The sequence below is a fragment of the Paracoccus sediminilitoris genome, from assembly GCF_003259195.1.
GTDB classification, from domain to species: Bacteria; Pseudomonadota; Alphaproteobacteria; order Rhodobacterales; family Rhodobacteraceae; genus Paracoccus; species Paracoccus sediminilitoris.
Genome location: NZ_QJPK01000007.1, coordinates 13,794 through 30,797, shown reverse-complemented (window position 1 = coordinate 30,797; position 17,004 = coordinate 13,794). Strand labels below are relative to the sequence as shown.

At 65.2% G+C, this 17,004-nt stretch carries 13 protein-coding genes, 1 tRNA gene and 2 pseudogenes; 4 read left to right on the top strand and 12 right to left on the bottom strand.

What is annotated here, in order from left to right:
• Positions 1-43: 43 nt before the first annotated feature.
• From uvrC to DKT70_RS09105, 5 genes are all read right to left on the bottom strand, one after another.
• On the bottom strand, positions 44-1,894 hold the full coding sequence (uvrC, locus tag DKT70_RS09125; protein WP_111558854.1) for an excinuclease ABC subunit UvrC: 1,851 nt from the start codon (positions 1,892-1,894) through the stop codon (positions 44-46).
• 301 nt (positions 1,895-2,195) lie between these two features.
• Complete coding sequence (locus tag DKT70_RS09120; protein ID WP_111558853.1) at positions 2,196-2,972, bottom strand: SDR family oxidoreductase; 777 nt, start codon at positions 2,970-2,972, stop codon at positions 2,196-2,198.
• On the bottom strand, positions 2,969-3,895 hold the full coding sequence (locus DKT70_RS09115) for a calcium/sodium antiporter (protein WP_233490508.1): 927 nt from the start codon (positions 3,893-3,895) through the stop codon (positions 2,969-2,971). The genes DKT70_RS09120 and DKT70_RS09115 overlap by 4 nt, the downstream gene beginning before the upstream one ends.
• 105 nt (positions 3,896-4,000) lie before the next feature.
• Entirely contained in the window at positions 4,001-4,810 is an 810-nt protein-coding gene (locus DKT70_RS09110; protein ID WP_111558852.1) for a S49 family peptidase, read from the bottom strand.
• Positions 4,811-4,855: 45 nt separating this feature from the next.
• A complete protein-coding gene (locus tag DKT70_RS09105) occupies positions 4,856-5,911 on the bottom strand; it encodes a LacI family DNA-binding transcriptional regulator (protein ID WP_111558851.1) in 1,056 nt (351 codons plus the stop codon).
• 115 nt (positions 5,912-6,026) lie between these two features.
• On the opposite strand from DKT70_RS09105, the gene DKT70_RS09100 reads away from it, so the two are divergent.
• Positions 6,027-6,103: transfer RNA gene (locus DKT70_RS09100), tRNA-Arg, on the top strand.
• A 735-nt stretch (positions 6,104-6,838) separates the two neighbouring features.
• Here the strand turns inward: DKT70_RS09100 and DKT70_RS09090 are convergent.
• Positions 6,839-7,527: pseudogene (locus tag DKT70_RS09090) on the bottom strand (IS3 family transposase); the annotation flags it as partial.
• A 201-nt stretch (positions 7,528-7,728) separates the two neighbouring features.
• Between DKT70_RS09090 and DKT70_RS09085 the strand changes: the two are divergent.
• The 3 genes and pseudogenes from DKT70_RS09085 to DKT70_RS09075 all read left to right on the top strand — a co-directional run.
• Positions 7,729-8,166 carry a MarR family winged helix-turn-helix transcriptional regulator gene (locus DKT70_RS09085; RefSeq protein ID WP_233490507.1) on the top strand — a complete coding sequence of 146 codons (438 nt, stop codon included), beginning with the start codon at positions 7,729-7,731 and terminating at the stop codon, positions 8,164-8,166.
• Positions 8,167-8,288: 122 nt separating this feature from the next.
• Positions 8,289-9,287: an FUSC family protein gene (locus tag DKT70_RS09080; RefSeq protein WP_233490506.1), complete on the top strand. Its 999-nt coding sequence runs from the start codon at positions 8,289-8,291 to the stop codon at positions 9,285-9,287.
• 143 nt (positions 9,288-9,430) lie between these two features.
• Positions 9,431-9,722: pseudogene (locus tag DKT70_RS09075) on the top strand (transposase); the annotation flags it as partial.
• Positions 9,723-10,211: 489 nt separating this feature from the next.
• Here DKT70_RS09075 and DKT70_RS09065 read toward each other — a convergent pair.
• The 6 genes from DKT70_RS09065 to DKT70_RS09040 are packed head-to-tail and all read right to left on the bottom strand — an operon-like array spanning position 10,212 to position 16,971.
• Positions 10,212-11,597 (bottom strand): M20 family metallopeptidase, encoded by a 1,386-nt coding sequence (locus DKT70_RS09065; RefSeq protein ID WP_111558847.1) that lies wholly within the window; start codon positions 11,595-11,597, stop codon positions 10,212-10,214.
• The gene (locus DKT70_RS09060) at positions 11,594-13,168 is read right to left on the bottom strand and encodes a gamma-glutamyltransferase (RefSeq protein WP_111558846.1); all 1,575 of its coding nucleotides are present in this window, start codon (positions 13,166-13,168) and stop codon (positions 11,594-11,596) included. The genes DKT70_RS09065 and DKT70_RS09060 overlap by 4 nt, the downstream gene beginning before the upstream one ends.
• Before the next feature lie 10 nt (positions 13,169-13,178).
• Positions 13,179-14,156, bottom strand: a complete 978-nt coding sequence (locus DKT70_RS09055; RefSeq protein WP_111558845.1) for an ABC transporter ATP-binding protein — start codon at positions 14,154-14,156, stop codon at positions 13,179-13,181.
• Positions 14,153-15,151 carry an ABC transporter ATP-binding protein gene (locus DKT70_RS09050; RefSeq protein ID WP_111558844.1) on the bottom strand — a complete coding sequence of 333 codons (999 nt, stop codon included), beginning with the start codon at positions 15,149-15,151 and terminating at the stop codon, positions 14,153-14,155. The genes DKT70_RS09055 and DKT70_RS09050 overlap by 4 nt, the downstream gene beginning before the upstream one ends.
• A gap of 10 nt (positions 15,152-15,161) precedes the next feature.
• The gene (locus DKT70_RS09045) at positions 15,162-16,052 is read right to left on the bottom strand and encodes an ABC transporter permease (RefSeq protein ID WP_111558843.1); all 891 of its coding nucleotides are present in this window, start codon (positions 16,050-16,052) and stop codon (positions 15,162-15,164) included.
• Position 16,053: 1 nt separating this feature from the next.
• Positions 16,054-16,971, bottom strand: a complete 918-nt coding sequence (locus DKT70_RS09040; RefSeq protein WP_111558842.1) for an ABC transporter permease — start codon at positions 16,969-16,971, stop codon at positions 16,054-16,056.
• Positions 16,972-17,004: the final 33 nt, after the last annotated feature.

Below are 17,004 nucleotides of genomic sequence, written 5' to 3'. Positions count from 1 at the left end.
ATGCCCCGTCATCAACTTGTCGCCCGATAACGCGATGGTGCGGTCAGCCTTTGACGTGGAAATGGTCATAGACCTTCTGCGCCATCGCCGCCGAAATTCCCTCGACCGCCTGCAGATCGGCCAGCCCTGCCCGTCCCACGGCCTTGGCGCTGCCGAAATGGGTCAGCAGCGCGCGTTTCCGCGCCGCACCCACGCCCGCGATTTCGTCCAGGGGGTTCGACATGGCCGATTTGGCGCGCTTGGCGCGATGCGTGCCGATGGCCCAACGATGGGCCTCGTCGCGCAGGCGCTGCAGGAAATAGAGCACCGGGTCGTTCATGCGCAGGGCGAAGGGGCGCTGGCCGATACGGTGGAATTCCTCCTTGCCGTGGTCGCGGTCCTGGCCCTTGGCGACGCCGATCATGGCGATGTCCTCGACGCCCATCTCGGCCATGATCTCATGGACCGCGCTGACCTGTCCGGCGCCACCGTCGATCAGCAGCAGGTCGGGCCAGGCCTCCGACTGGCGGTCGGGGTCCTCCTTCAGCAGGCGGGCGAAGCGGCGCGTCAGGACCTCCTTCATCATGCCGAAATCGTCGCCGGGCGTAATCTCCGTGCCCTTGATGTTGAACTTGCGGTACTGGCTTTTGATGAACCCTTCGGGGCCAGCGACGATCATTCCGCCGACGGCATTGGTGCCCATGATGTGGCTGTTGTCATAGACCTCGATACGGCGCGGGGTGGTCGGCAGGTCGAAGGCCTCGGCCACGCCCTCCAGCAGGCGCATCTGGGTGGCGCTTTCGGACATGCGCCGCGCCAGGCTTTCGCGGGCGTTGCGGGTGGCATTGGTGACCAGCTCGGATTTCTCGCCGCGCTGCGGGACCATCACCTCGACCTTGCGGCCGGCGCGGTCGGACAGCACGTCGGCGGTCAGGTCGGGGTCTTCGGGCGGGTGGGACAACAGGATCAGGCGCGGCGGCGGCTTGTCATCATAGAACTGCATGATGAAGGCCTGCATCACCTCGTCCGGGCTTTCGGCCCCGCCAAGGCGCGGATAGAAATCGCGATTGCCCCAGCTTTGATTGCCGCGGATGAAGAAGACCTGAACGCAGGCCTGCCCGCCTTCCATATGCAGCGCGATGATGTCGGCCTCGGCCACGCCCTTGGGGTTGATGGCCTGCACCGATTGCACGGCGGTCAGCGCCTTGATCCGGTCACGCAGCGCGGCGGCGCGTTCGTATTCCATGGCCTCGGCGGCCTCGGCCATCTCGGTCTTGAGGTCGGCCTGGATGGTCGTGGACTTGCCCTGGAGGAACCGTTCCGCATCATTGACCAGCGCGTTGTAATCGGGCGCGCTGATCCGACCCACGCAGGGACCGCTGCAGCGCTTGATCTGGAACAACAGGCAGGGGCGGGTGCGCGATTCGAACGTGCTGTCGGTGCAGTTGCGCAGCAGGAACACCCGCTGCAACTGGGTCAGCGTACGGTTCACCGCGCCCGCGCTGGCGAAGGGGCCGTAATAATCGCCCTTTTCGGACCGCGCGCCGCGATGCTTCTTGATCTGCGGGTATTCATGCGACTTGGCCACCAGGATGTTGGGGAAGGACTTGTCGTCGCGCAGCAGCACGTTGTAGCGCGGCTTCAGCTGCTTGATCAGGTTCTGTTCAAGCAGCAGCGCCTCGGTTTCGGTGTTCGTCGTCAGGAACATCATGCTGGCGGTTTCGCGGATCATCCGCGCGATGCGCCCCGAATGCCCCGAGGGCCGGGCATAGTTCGACACCCGCGCCTTCAGGTCGCGGGCCTTGCCGACGTAAAGCACCGCCTGGCTGGCATCCAGCATCCGATAGACGCCGGGGCTGCCGTCAAGTGTGCGAAGGTAATCCTGGATCAGGGCGTGGCCGGTTTTTTGGGTCATGTCGCTAAGAAAGTGATTCTGGGGGGCTGCTGCAAGTTCCGCGCTGCGGGCGCAAGGTGAAAGCTTTCCACGGAATCTGTGGATAATTCTGTGGGCCGCCTGTGAGGGATGCCCGAGTCGGCCAGCAAACGTTACAGTTCCGTGAACTTGCCCACAAATTAGGCATACTGAAAGGGCATTGATTTTGCTGGATAATTATTATTCAGGCCGGTTGTGGATAGAAATGGCATGCCGAATTCGCAAGATATAGGCGCTTGACCGGGTTGCGTGGACAAGATGCAGCGACCGGCCCGTTCCGGCCCTAATCGCGACCGATGATGTCGGGGGTCTGCCATGCCAGATGTTGCCCTCCGTCCACACAAATCAGTTGGCCCGTGACCGCCCGCGCATCCAGAAAATAGCCAAGCGCCTGGGTGATGCCGGCGGGGTCCGACCCGCGCTTCAGCACCGTGCCCGCGCGCTGTGCGTCGAAATGGGCCTGGCTTTGGCGGGCGCCGATCAGGGTCGGGCCGGGGCCGATGGCGTTCACGCGGATATCGGGGGCCAACGCCTGCGCAGCGGTGCGGGTCAGCGCCCACAGCCCCGCCTTGGCCAGCGAATAGGTCATGAATTCCGGCGTGGGCTTCAGCACCCGCTGATCGACCATGTTGACTACCAGCGCCTGCGCCTGGGGTTCGCCGTTTTCGTCGGGCTGGGCCTTGGGGGCCTGCGCCGCGAAGGCCTGGATCAGCTGGAAGGGCGCGCGCAGGTTCGACCCGATGTTGCGGTCCCAATCCTGCATCGTGGCGCTGTGGATGTTGTCGTAGTCAAAGACCGAGGCATTGTTGACCAGCACGCCCAGCTGTCCCATCGCCTGCGCCACCTGCGGGACCAGCGCCGCCGTGGCATCGGGGTCCAGCAGATCGGCCTGGAACAACTGCGCCCGCACGCCAAGGGCGCGGGCATCGGCGGCGGTCCGTTCGGCGTCCTCCTGCGATCCGGCATAGTGGATGGCGACGTCACGACCGCGCTCGGCCAGGTACAGCGCCATGTGCCGACCCAGCCGTTTCGCCGCGCCGGTGACCAGCGCCACCGTCATAGAAGGACCCAGACATAGGCGGCGTAACCCGCCAGAAACGCGCCCCCCACGGGGCGGGTCAGCGCGATGCCCTTGAACAGAAACGGCGCCAGCAGGGCCGAGGTGGCCAGCATCACCCACAGGTCAAGGCGCAGCATTTCCGGCGGAATCGGCAGGGGCGACACGATCGAAGTGATGCCCAGGATCGCCAGGATGTTGAAGATGTTCGACCCCACCACGTTGCCAAGCGCCATGTCGGCCCGCCCTTTCAGCGCCGCCGCGACCGAGGCCGCCAGTTCGGGCAAGGACGTCCCCACCGCCACCAGCGTCAGGCCGATCACCGTGTCGCTGATGCCGAAATCCTGCGCGATCTGGGTGGCGCCGTTCACCAGCAGGTTCGCCCCGAGGGGCAGCAGCACCAGACCCAAACCCAGCCAGATGGCAATGCGCAAGCCGCGGGCGCCCGGTTCGGCGCCCTCGATCTCGTCACTTTCGTCGACGCGGCCCGTGGACAGCTGACGCCACAGCACCGCCACCAGCGCCAGCAGCAGCACGATGCCGCCCCACATGCCGATGCGGCCCGTCGCCGCCAGCCCGATCAGCAGGACCGAGGCCCCCATCATCATCGCCCAGCTTTCGCGCAGGTCATGACCCTTGGTCGTCACGACCGACACCAGCGCGGTAAAGCCCAGGATCACCAGCACGTTGGCGATGTTCGATCCGACGACGTTGCCCAAGGCAATTCCGCTGGACCCGCCAAGCGCCGCCGAAAGCGACACCAGAAGTTCGGGCGCCGAGGTTCCGAAGGCCACCACGGTCAGGCCCACGACCAAAGGCGTGATCCCCAGCCGCAGCGCCAGGTTGACAGCACCCTTCACCAGCAGGTCACCGCCCAGAACAAGCAGGGCAAGTCCGCCCAGCACCAGCAAGATGTCAACGATCACGACGTCCGATCCCCAGATATTTTCTCAGCGCCCGGCGAAAGGCCGGACCGCGAACAAGTGCCATGGCCACCATGACCAGCAGAAAGACAAGAACGATGCGGATGCTCATCCGCGGGTGCCGAAGCTTTGGAAGGCCGCGCGCTCCTCGGCGGCGTCGATCAGCGCTTCGGCCGACAGGCCAAGACGGCGGAACAAGGGCTTGCGGATGCCATGGACTTGAAAGGCCACCTTGTCGCCGTAAAGGGCCTTCATCTTGGGCACCAGATGCGCGATGCCATCCGCCAGCCCCAGGTCAACCGCCTGGCGTCCCGCCCAGAACTCGCCGGTGAACAGGTCGCGATCGGCGGCCAGGCGCATGCCGCGGCGGTCGCGGACATGGGCCTTGAAGGCTTCGTGGATGGGTTCGAGGATGGCATGCAGACGCGCCACATCTTCGGGGTTCTGGGGGCGGAACGGGTCCAGCGTCGATTTCGACGTCCCCGCCGTGTGGACGCGCCGTTCGATTCCCCATCGTTCGATCAGCTGGTTGAAACCGAACCCGGCCGAGATCACCCCGATCGATCCCAGGATCGAGCTGTCATCCGCCCAGATCTGGTCGGCGGCGCAGGCCAGCCAATACCCGCCCGACGCGGCCACATCCTCGACGAAGGCATGGACGGGGATGTCGCGCTCATCCGCCAGGCGGCGGATACGGGCGGCGATCAGGGATGACTGAACGGGCGATCCGCCGGGCGAATTCACGATCAGCGCCACCGCGACGGGCTTGCCCTTGCGGAAGGCGCGTTCGATCATCGGCGCCAGGGCCGCATCGTTCAGACCGCCCCCCCTTCCCGATCCACCAATGGTGCCGGACAGGCGAATGACCGCAATACGCGGCCGGCGGGACGTCAGGCGGCTGACAAACGGAATATCCATGGCTGACAGATAGGGGCGTGCGGGCCTTACCACAAGCCGTCGCGATCAACCCGGAATGTCGCGGTCCAGGGGGCGGCGCGACTGCGGATCGCGGATGGTGTCGCCGGGGATGAAGGTCGGGTTCAGCGCGATGATGCGATCCTCGGGGCCCGCATCCTTGCCCGCCACCAGGCGCGCCGCGCGCCGCCCGATATCGACGCGCCGTGCATCGGTCGTGGCCAGCCGCATCGGCAACCCGTCCAGCAGATCGACGCCGTTGAAACCCGCCAGCCCGATCCGGCCCGGCACGTCATAGCCCTTGTCGATGCAATGCAGCAGCCCGCCCGCCCCGATCATGTCATTTGAGAAATAGAGGAAATCCAGATCCGGCGCGCGTGTCAGGATCCGATCGGTCAATTCGCGCCCCTTCAGCAGGGACGATCCGCCCTGATAATATTCCCGCGCCTCCAGTTGGACGCCGGCGCGCGCCAGCCCTTCCTCGAAGCCTAGCAGGCGTTTGCGCGCACGGTGATCTTCGGGCATATGCGTCCCGACGAATCCGATCCGGCGATAGCCGGCAGCCAGAATGCGATCAGCCATTTCCCGGCCCGCGCGGATATGGCTGATGCCGACCAGGGTATCGATGCCTTCGCCGTCCACATCCATGATCTCGATCACGGGTATGCCGCTGTTCTGCAGCATGGCGCGTGATGCCTTGCTGTGTTCCAGCCCTGCCAGGATGACGCCCGACGGCCGCCAGGACAGCATGTCGTAAAGCACCATCTCCTCGCGTGCGGGGGAATAGTTGGTGACGCCGATCACCGGCTGCAGCCCGGTATCGTCCAGTTCCGCCGAAATGCCGCCCAGCACGTCGGGAAAGACCAGGTTCGACAGCGACGGGATGACGACTGCGATCAGGTTCACCCGCTGGCTGGCCAGCCCGCCCGCGATCTTGTTGGGCACATATCCCAGCATCTTGGCCGCGGTCAGCACCTTTTCGCGCGTCGCCGCCGACACGTCACCCCGGTTGCGCAGCACTCGGCTGACGGTCATTTCCGAGACACCCGATGCCTCGGACACATCACGAAGGGTCAGAGGTCGGCGCGGGCGTGTCGGGATCATGGGACCGGTTCTTCAAATGGGTCAGACGATGTTAGCGAAACCATGGCGCAGCGACAACCATAACCAAGCTGCCGCTTGCCAAAGCCCCGCGGCGCCCGTTAAAGGTCAGCAAGGCGGCCCCGTGGCTCAACTGGATAGAGCAGCCCCCTCCTAAGGGGCAGGTTACAGGTTCAAGTCCTGTCGGGGTCACCAGTACAGTCAAATTGACGATAAAGCATAAGAGTGCACGTTTTCCCATTCCTGTGCACACCCTGCGTCAAGAAGTTTTTACAGCATAATAGAAGAATCACCGTAAGGTAATGATTCTCAAAAATTTTATCCTGTGGATAATCCGGCACCAGCTTGGGGGTCTCGCGGTGTCTTTCTATTTTCTGCTCCGCCTCATCTGCACGTTCTCAGCAGATGAATCTGGCGCGGTCTCTATTCGATTGCCCCGAATTCGTTCCGGCAGACCTTGATCCCATGATAGGACGTGTTGCCTGGCAGGGCATGGACGCGGATCTGCCGCGCCCGGATGGCGGCGATGATGCGTCCCACGGAGACTTTGCTGTTGGCCTGTGCTTTCTGAACGGTTTCCCATTTGGCGGTCCCGGGGTTCGCGTGGGCCAGCGCGTTCAGCTCGTCAACGAGCGCCTGGCCATCCGCCTCCAGCCAGCGAAGTCGCGCGCCGGGCAGGCGCGTCCGGGGCTGCAGGACGCCGTCCTGCTCCAGGGCGCGCAGCTCCGCCTCGGTGATGCCGACAGTGCGGCGCATCTGCGGGTCGGTCACCAGCGATCCGATCACGCGGAGCGCCATACCATGCGCCTGCGCGTCAAAGACAGTGCGGCTGTGCTGACCTGAGACCCGTCTCTCCTCCAGCCATTCGGAGAATCCGCGGGTTGATTTCTGGGGCTGCGCGGCGCGCATTTCCAGCCCCTTCATTGCCACAAACTCGGCCGGGGTCATGCTCCCGAGGCCGGAATGCGGGCGGAGGTGATTGTAATCGTCCTGCCAAGAGCGGATCTGCTGCCGGGCCTCGCCGAGGGTCGAGAACAACGTCTCGTTCAACAACTCGTCCCGGAAGCGCCCGCTGAAGCTCTCGACGAAGCCCCTCGCCATGGTCCTCGGACCGGTGGCGAACACATGGCTCGATGCATCGGCTTTCCAGGCGCGATGTCGTGCCATTCGATCCCGGTGCGCTGCCACCAGGACAGGACCGCCATCGAGGTCAGCTCCGTGCCATTGTCGCTGACCACCATGGCGGGACGGCCTCGCCGGGCGATCACGGCGTCGAGCTCGCGAACGACGCGATGCCCCGACAGTGACGTGTCCGCCACCAGCGCCAAGCACTCTCGGCTGTAGTCATCGACTACCGCCAGCACCCGGAACCGGCGTCCGTCCGTCAGCGCGTCGCTGACGAAGTCGAGGCTCCAGCCGATGTTCGGCGCATCCGGCAGCAGCATCGGCCGACGCGTGCCAAGGGCGCGCTTGCGGCCGCCCCGGCGGCGCACCTGAAGCTTCTCCTCGCGGTAGAGCCGCCTGAGCTTCTTGAGGTTCATCACGATCCCCTGGCGTTCGAGCATGATGTGGATGCGACGGCAGCCCGTCGACGCAGTGCGTCGACCCTGCTCCTTCAGCATTGCAATGATCTGCTCCTCGCTGAACCTCGATCGCTTCATCCTCCGTCTCCTCGGTTTGAAGCGGATTCTATCTCAAACCGGAGGAGAATGCGGGGCTCAGGTCAATGGCATAAGGGTCTAAATGTAGATTGAATTGCAAACCAATCTATAAACCTCTATTTGTGGGGCATGTCTCATCAACCTGACCACCCTCGCGCCTTGTTCGGCATCCGCTTTTCCCTCTTGGCTCGCCGCTGGCGGCGTTTTCTCGACGCACGTTTGACGGCAGTCGGTTTGACCGATGCGACGTGGATTCCGCTGGTTCATCTGCACCGGACCGGAGGCGGCATCTCGCAGAAGGAACTGGCCACGCTGGTGGGCGTCGACAGCTCCAGCCTCGTGCGCGTTCTGGACATCCTTGAAAGGCGGAACCTGATCGACAGGCGCCGTGACAGTCGGGATGGCCGCCTTCGGCTCATCTTCTTGTCGCAGGAGGGCAAGTCGCATGTCGAGCAAATCCGACGCGAAGTTGCAGCCGCAGAAGAAGCGATATTGATGCCGCTGGACGATGGGGAATTGGCCGTACTGCTTGATGCAATCGACCGGTTGGATCGGCAGTTGGACGGCCTGGCGGCTGATGACACGAAAGGTTGGTGACGATGATGCGGACAGTCGAAACCGATCGGAGCGATGATGCGCCGCGGCGGCGCGATGCGGCCCGCGACCTCGTATGTCGCAGCCGCCTCCGGGAAAGCCTGCACCTTGCACCGCAGCCGTCCTTGCGCAACTCACTGCTTGCTGGCGGACAGGCGGCGATAACCGCCGGGATCGCGTTGCCGCTGGTTCATCTGTCATCAAGGCCCGAACTGATCGGGTTTGCCGCACTCGGCGCCATGGTCGCATTGTTCGGTCGCTTCGCGCCGCCAGGCGAACGTAACCGGATTGTGCTGCTCTGCTCATTTTGCCAGATCTTGGCAGTCTTGGGAATGTCGGCGGCCGTGGCAGCCGGCGCCAGTTTTCCGCTTCAGATGTTGCTTTTAGCGCTTGCCTGCGGCGGCTATTTGTTCGTCACGACCATCACCGGGATTGGCGCGCCCGGCCCGCTTATCTTCATTTTTGCCGCAGGCGCTTCGATGTCGCGAGCCCCGCTGACATTTGAGAATGGCGTGGCACGCGCTTGCGCGACAGCAGCGGTTGCCGCCTTGGCGCTGTTGATCTGCGCCCTCTTGGAAAGACAGCGTCACCCCCTGCCGCGCAATCCCTTCCCCGACCCTTCCTTTATCAGAATTGGCGAACATGTCGGTGCCGCTTGCAGGACCAGCGTCGCGGCCGGTGCGGCGATCATTGTCTGCCATCAGACCGGAGCCACGCATCCGGCATGGGGAGCGATGGGCGCGCTGGCCGTTATGCAGGGCGCGCATTTACATGTCAGGTTGCACCGGGCATTGCAGCGTATGGCAGGCACGTTGATCGGGGCGCTTCTTGCATGGGCGCTTTTGAGCCAGCAACCGTCGACATGGTTCCTTATCGGGCTAATCATGCTGCTGCAGATCGCCACAGAGGTCACGATCGGTGTCAATTATGTCTTCGGTCAGATCTTTGTCACGCCGATGGCGTTATTGATGACTGAACTTGCCGCCACCAACGGCGCAGGTCCGCACATCATTGCCGAACGAATAATCGACACACTGCTTGGTGCCAGTATCGGCTTGGTCGCTGCAATCTTGTTGTCGACCGTGGAAGATCGCAGGCACCTTGCTGGCCTTCGGAACGCGTGAGTTACTGGCTAGACAGCTTGGAAAACGCGATCACAGCCACTGCAACCACTGCTAAGTCAGGACCCTGTTATTGACAGTTAGGTTCCAGAGCCATTGATTTCAGGCTGTTGGCGTGATTTAGGCTCCGCGAGGAGATCTGATCGATGAGCAACCCTTTCTGGCTGAGCGAGGCGCAGATGGCGCGGTTTGAGCCCTTCTTTTTTAAAGCCATGGCAAGCCACGCGTTGAGGATCGTCGCGTCCTCAGCGGCATAATCTTCATCAATCGCAATGGTTTGCGCTGGTGTGACGGACCGAATGAATGTGGTCCCGCCAAGACCCCATTCGACTGGTAAAAGCGCTGGAGGTGAGTGGCAAACACCACTGGTCCGAGTGCAGCCACGAACACGGTGTCTTCGCCCGGATCATGGTGGGCCTGGCCGCCCAAAGTGCCGAGTGTTCAGTCCCGGCCCCTGGTGGATCAGCTTATCCAAATGGCCCGATCGCGGGTTTTGACGCCCACGCTGACGCGGGGAGCTGTAGACCAAGGTGACCAGCGTGGTCCGCGCCGATCATATCCACGCCTGGTCGATCACGCAGGAACGCCCCATGACCACGATGGAGTCGAGCTTCAGCCCGGCGCAACAGGACATGAGGTGCGTCGCACCGTGAAGCATGGCGTACACCGGACCACTGGATTGGACTATGTCACCGTTGAGGTTGGGGCTCCCGATCCCCAGATCCCCGGCCTCCGGGTTCATCGCACGGGGGAGGAGGGCGACGCCCGCGAAGGGACCGCGCGTCCCTCGCGCGGTCTGTCGCGGCACGTGATTGATCGCGCCAATGCATCAGGTCATCCGTCGTGCCGGCCGCATGGCGATGGGGCAACCCGCCCCCCCGCGAGCCAGCGCCGCTGATTGGGTCGGCGCCCGGTTCGCGGCCGAGATCATGCCGCCGGCGGCTGGTCCCCAATGTCCCACCACAGCCCCGCCATGACCCCAAGCGCGTCCCGCGACAGCGATTTCAGCACATGCTCGTTCGGGGCGTGCTGGGAACAGCCGCGATAGGAATGGGGAACCCAGACCGTCGGCAGACCCAGGATATCGGTGAAGCTGTCGTTGGGCAGCGATCCCGCCAGGTTCGGCAGCACATGGGGCTTGCGACCGGCGCTGCGTTCCAGCGACGCGGTGGTAAAGCGCACCCATTCGTGGTCGGGGTCCAGCCGCGTGGCGTTGAAGAAGCCGCGGTCATGCGGGGTGATCTGCACGTCCTCGAAGCCATGCGCATCCAGATGTCGGCGCAGGGCGGGCAGGATGTCCTGCGGGTCGGTGCCCACGACATAGCGCAGCTGGCAGGTGGCGCGGGCATGGGCGGCGATGGCGTTGACGGGGGCTTCGGGAACGCCCGCGGTCATCGCCAGAATGGCAAAACTGTTCCAGCCATAGGCGCGTTCTGCGGGGGTCAGATCGGCCTCGCCCCAGTCAGGGTCCACGGCAGGGCCTGCGGCATCCTCGATGGGCAGCCCGTCCAGCGCCTGCCGGATGGCGGGGGTCAGGCTGTCGGGGCGCCATTCGGCAATGCGGATCTGGCCGCGCCGATCGCAGATCGTCGTCAGTGCATGGGCCAAGATCATCGCCGGATCGGCCAGCAGGCCGCCCCAGTTGCCTGAATGATGCGCCCCCTCGCGCAGGTCCAGCGTCAGATCGAAGGTCACCCCGCCCCGCGACCCCATGAAGATGGTCGGCACGTCGGGCTGCAGCCGCGGCCCGTCCGAGGCGATCAGCACATCCGCCGACAGGGCGTCCTTATGGGCGCGGAAGAAATCGGCCAGCCCCGAGGAGCCGACCTCCTCGGACATCTCGATGACGATCCTGACGTTGAAGCCAAGGCTGCCGCGTGCCGCGATCACCGCCTCGAGCGCGGCGATGTTGATCAGGTGCTGGACCTTGTTGTCGGCGCTGCCGCGGCCATAGAGCCGGTCGCCCTCCTCGATCAGGCGGAAAGGCTTCAGCCCCTGACGCCATTGATCGGTCTGCGCGCGGATCACGTCGCCATGGCCATAGGTCAGCACGGTCGTCAGCGCGGGATCCTCGATCCGGCTGCCCATCAACAGCGGGCCGCCGCGCGGGTCGGGGTTGTCGTGGATGGAACAGTCGAAGCCCAAGGCCTCAAGCCGTGGCAGCATCGCGTCATGCAGATAGCGATAAAGCTCGGCGCGGGCCTCGGGGTTCTGACTTTCGGTCGGATATTCGACCAGCCCCGCCAGGTCGGCCTGAAAGCGACCGCTGTCGAAATAGCTTTGTGTCGCGGCGATGGCGGCGTCACGGGTCATGGAAAGCTCCTTGGTTCGGCAATGGCATCGCCCCAGGGCGACATGATCTCGGTGCAGCCGGTGTTGCGCGTTCCGTCGCGCATGACACCCGCGGGACAGGCAAAGGCATAGGGGAAGACCGTGCGCGGGAAGCGCCTTGCGTCGAAGCGGGCCGACAGTGCGTCATGGACGGTATCGGGCAGCATCGCGTCCGCGGTGACCGTGTCGCCGCCCGACACGTCGATGCGTCCGTGGTGGAAGGCCGTCTCCAGATCCATGTCGAAATCGGTCACGAATGAGGACAGCTGCGCCACCGCCCCCACGATCTTGCGCCCGCCCGAGGCCCCGAAGGCGAAGCGGCGGGGGCCGTCCTCCCCGATCACGGGGCAGACGTTCATCAGGCAGTCGCGACCGGGCGCCAGAGAGTTGGGGCGGCCCGGAACCGGGTCGAACCACATGATGCCGTTGTTCATCAGCAGCCCCGTCGAGGGCGACACGACATGGGCACCAAAGGCCGACAGCAGGGTCTGGGTCATCGCGACCATGTTGCCCTCCGCGTCCACGATCGAAAAATGTGTCGTGCATCCGGGTTGGTCGGGGCTTTCGCCATCATCGCCCATTCCCGCCAGACGACGGGCATAGGCCGACTGAAGCGCCTCGGCATAGGCCACGAAGGCATCCGGGCCGGGCCTGCCCGACAGCGGCGGCAGGGCGGCCAGCACGTCGCGGAAGGTGGGCCCCGCCGTCAGCCGGGGCGTGACGTGGAACTGCGCCGACCCACGCGCGAAGGACAGCGGGTCCTGAAACTGCGCCCGGTATTTGCGCAGGTCCTCATGGCTCAGGCAGCCGCCCTTGGCCTGCATGTCGGCGGCCAGCGCCGCGCCGATCTCTCCGTCATAGAAATCGCGCGCGCCCTTCCGGGCCAGCTGGTCCAAGGTCGCGGCCATGCCGTCCAGCGACAGGCTGCGCGAAGCGGTGCTGGTCCAGCCCGCGATCATGGGCCATTGGCCGTCTTCAAGGAACATCGCCGCCGCATCGGGGTCGGCCGACAGGTTGCGCGTGGCCGATGCGATCATCAGCGAGGCATACCAGTCGATGGGCAGGCCCTGCCGCGCCAGCGCGATGGCCTGTGCCAGAAGCTCGGCCCAGGGCATGCGGCCATGGCGGGCATGCGCCTGCCCGATGCCGTCCACGACGCCGGGCACGGCCACTGCCGTCGCGCCGCGCAGGTTGCGGTCGCCCATGACCGCCTCCCACGGGAAGAGATCGCCGGCCTTGCCGGTGCCCGCCAGCGGGTAATCGGCAGGGTCCAGCCCCTGCGGCGCGCGCATCCCATAGGACAGCGCCTCGGCGCGGCCCTGATCGGCGTGCCACAGCATCATCGCACCGCCGCCGGCAGGCCCGCTCATCCACGGCTCCAGCACGCCGATCGCGAAGGAAACCGCAGTGGCCGCATCGACGGCATTGCCCCCCGCGGCCAGCACATCGGCGCCAACTTGGGCGGCGCGGGAATTCTGCGCGGCGACGACGCCGCCCTGCGTGGCGATGACGGTCTTGCGGACCACCTGCGTCCGCGACAGCGATGAGGTCATGGCATGTCCTTCAGACGGCATGGGCCGGTTCGGCATCATAGAGGTGACATTCCACGTGGCCATCGGACGTCGGCACGGGTCGTGGCGCGATGGTGGCGCAATGCGGCATCACCCGCCCGCAGCGTGGATGGAACGCGCAGCCCGAGGGCGGCGAGATCGGGTTGGGATAGGCCGCGCCCAGTTGCGTGTCGGGCACGCCCATCCCCGGATCGGGCGTCAGCACCGATTGCAGCAGGGCCGTCGAATAGGGGTGGCGGGCGTTCTCGAACAGGGTGGCGACATCGGCCTCCTCGACGATGCGGCCCAGATACATGACCGCCACCCGCGTCGCCAGATGCTCGACCACGGCCAGATTGTGGCTGATGAACAGATAGGTCAGGCCCAGTTCCTCGCGCAGGTCGGCCAGAAGGTTCAGGATCTGCGACTGCACCGACACGTCGAGCGCCGAGGTGGGTTCGTCGCAGATGACGATTTCCGGCTTCATGATCAGCGCGCGGGCAATGGCCACGCGCTGCCGCTGGCCGCCCGACATCTGGCTGGGATAGCTGCGTGCCACGCGGGCGGGCAGGCCCACGATGTCCAGCATCCTGCGCAGGTCGCGGTCCCGGCTGGCGTGATCGCCGATGCCATGGACGCGCAGCGGCAGGGTGACGATATCCTCGATGCTCTTGCGCGGGTTCAGCGAGGAATAGGGATCCTGGAAGATCGGCTGGATGCGGCGCGACAGGGCGATGCGGTCCTGGCCTGAAAGCGCCTGCCCGTCGACCAGCACCTGACCGGTCGTGGGCTGTTCCAGCCCCAGCAGGATCTTGGCCAGCGTGGACTTGCCGCAGCCGGATTCACCCACAAGGCCCAGCACCTCGCCACGGGCCAGCTTCAGCGACACGTCGTTCAGCGCCCGCAGGGGTTTCGGTTTCCCGAACAGCCCCTGCTTGATGGTATAGACCTTCGAGACGTCGCGCAGTTCCAGAACGGGATGGTCGCTCATGCCGTCAGCTCCTCGTGGCGGTGTCCGTCGGGGTGGACGCAGCGGAAGTCGTGGCCGCCCGGCAGATGGCGCAGGGGGGCCGCCTCGTCGCAGGGACCGATGCGCTGATCGCAGCGGCCGCGGAAGGGACAGCCGCGCACCTCGCCCACCAGCGAGGGGACGATGCCCGGAATGGTGCCAAGCCTTGCGCCGCGCTCGTTGCGGCCCGGGATCGGAATGCAGTTCAGAAGGCCGCGTGTATAGGGATGGGTGGGGTTGCCGAAAATGGCTGCGGCGGGGCCGGTCTCGACCAGTTCGCCCGCATACATGACGGCGACCTTGTCGGCGACGCGGGCAACGACGCCCAGATCATGGGTGATCAGGATCATCGCCATGTTCATCTCGCGCTGCAGATCGACCAAAAGACGCAGGATCTGGGCCTGGATGGTCACGTCCAGAGCGGTGGTGGGTTCATCGGCGATGATCAGTTCGGGTTCGCACATCAGCGCCATGGCGATCATCACGCGCTGGCGCAGCCCCCCCGACAGCTGATGGGGATATTGCGACAGGCGGCTTTCGGCGGCGGTGATGCCGACCTTCTCCAGCAACTCGACCGCGCGGGCGCGGGCTTCGGCCTTGCTGACGCGGCGGTGCAGGCGCAGCGTCTCGGCCAGCTGGTCGCCGATGGTATAGGCCGGGTTCAGCGAGGTCATCGGTTCCTGGAAGATCATCGACATGCGATCGCCGCGCAACTGGCGCAGCCTGCGGCGCGAGGCGGTCTGCAGATCGGTGCCGTCGAAACTCATGCGCGTCGCGCGGCGCTGGATCTTCGGACCCAGAAGCCCCATCAGCGCCAGCGAGGTCAGCGATTTGCCCGAGCCGGATTCGCCCACGATGCACAGCGTCTCGCCGCGGTTCAGGTCAAAGTCGATGCCGCGCACGGCATGCAGCATGCCGCCGCCCGTGGGGATGTCCAGCGTCAGGCCGCGGACGGACAGAAGGGGGTCGTCGGTCATCAGGGGCCTCTCAGTTGCGGTTTTCGGGGGCGGTCACGTCGCGCAGACCATCGCCCATCAGGTTGATGGCCAGCACCAGCACGAACAGCACCGCGCCGGGGATCAGGACCAGCCATGGCTCGAACAGCATCATGTTCTTGCCCTCGGACACCATCAGACCCCAGCTGGGGGTGGGGGGCTGGACGCCGACGCCCAGAAAGGACAGTGCGGCCTCCAGCAGGATGGCGTGGGCCATTTCCAGCGTGACGACGACGATCAGGTTGTTGACGATGTTCGGCATGATCTCGGACAAGAGGATGCGCGGGGTGGAACAGCCCACCGCCCGCGCGGCAGCCACGAATTCGCGGCCCCGGATCTGCAAGGTCGAGGCCCGCATCACCACCGCGAAACGGTCCCACAGCAACAGGCCCAGCACCCCGATCACAACCGACAGCGACCCGCCGAGGATCGCCACCACGGCCAGCGCGACCAGCACCACGGGCATGGCAAGGCGCACGTTGATCAGGAAGGTCACCACCGTATCAACCCGCCCACCGAAATACCCGGCCGCAACTCCGAGCGCGGTGCCGATCACCCCCGAGATCACCGCCGCCACCGCCCCGATCAGCAGCGAGACCCGCGCGCCGTAGATCAGCCGCGACAGGTAATCTCGGCCCAGATGGTCGGTGCCAAGCGGGTGGTCCCAGGTACCACCCATGAAGACCGGGCGCAGCATCCGGTCGCCCAAGCTTTGGGCATAGGGGTCGTGGGGGGCCAGGACGGGCGCCAAAAGCGCGATCGCCACCAGCACCACCAGGATGACCGCGCCGATCAGGAAGCCCTGATGGCCGAACATGCGCTTGCGCAGCTGCTGGGCAGGCGTGGGGCCAACGATCTCGAAGGCATCGGGAATGGCGGTCATCTCAGCTGCTCCGCATGCGGGGGTCAAGCCAGGCGTTCAGCACGTCCGACAGGAAGGTGAAGACGATGTAGAAGAGCGCGAAGACCAGGATCAGCGCCTGCACCGTCGGCAGGTCGTTGCGCCCGATGGATTCCCACGCCAGATAGCCCGCGCCATGCAGCGCGAAGACCGATTCCACCACGATCGAGCCGCCCAGCATGAAGCCCATCTGGACCGCGGCAAGCGACACCACCGGGATGATCGCGTTGCGCAGCGCGTGCTTGAACAGCACCCTGCCCTCGGATGCGCCCTTGGCGCGGGCGGTGCGGATGTAATCGGCCGACAGTACCTCGAGCATGCCGGCGCGGGTCAGGCGCATGATGGCAGGCATGGCGTAATAGCCCAGCACGATGGTCGGCAGGATGAAATGACGCCAGCTGTCAGCACCCGATGCGGGCAAGATGCGGAACTTGATGGCGAAGACCACGATCAGGATCAGCCCGAACCAGAAGCTGGGCATGGCCTGCCCCGCGACCGAGAGGAACAGCGCGATCCGGTCGATAATGGAATTGGGGCGGATCGCGGCAATGACGCCCAAGGGCACGGCGGTCAGCAGCGCGAAGAGGATGCCGCAAACGCCAAGCGTCATGGTGACCGACAGACGATCTGCGATCAGATCGGCCACGGGCAGGCGGAAATAGTAACTGTCGCCGAAATCAAGCTGCAGCGCGCTCCACAGCCAGTCGCCGTATTGAACCAGCATGGGCCGGTCGAAGCCGTAAAGCTCGCGGATGGCGGCGACATCCTGCGCATTGGCGCTTTCGCCCGCGATGGCGATGGCCGGATCGCCCGAGAGGAACAGCAGGCTGAAGCTGATGAAGGATACGGTCAGCGCGACAAGCAGCGCCAGGCCCGATCGTCTGAGGATGAAGCGAAGCATGGGTCGGTTCCTTGCGGGCAGGAAGGGGCGGCA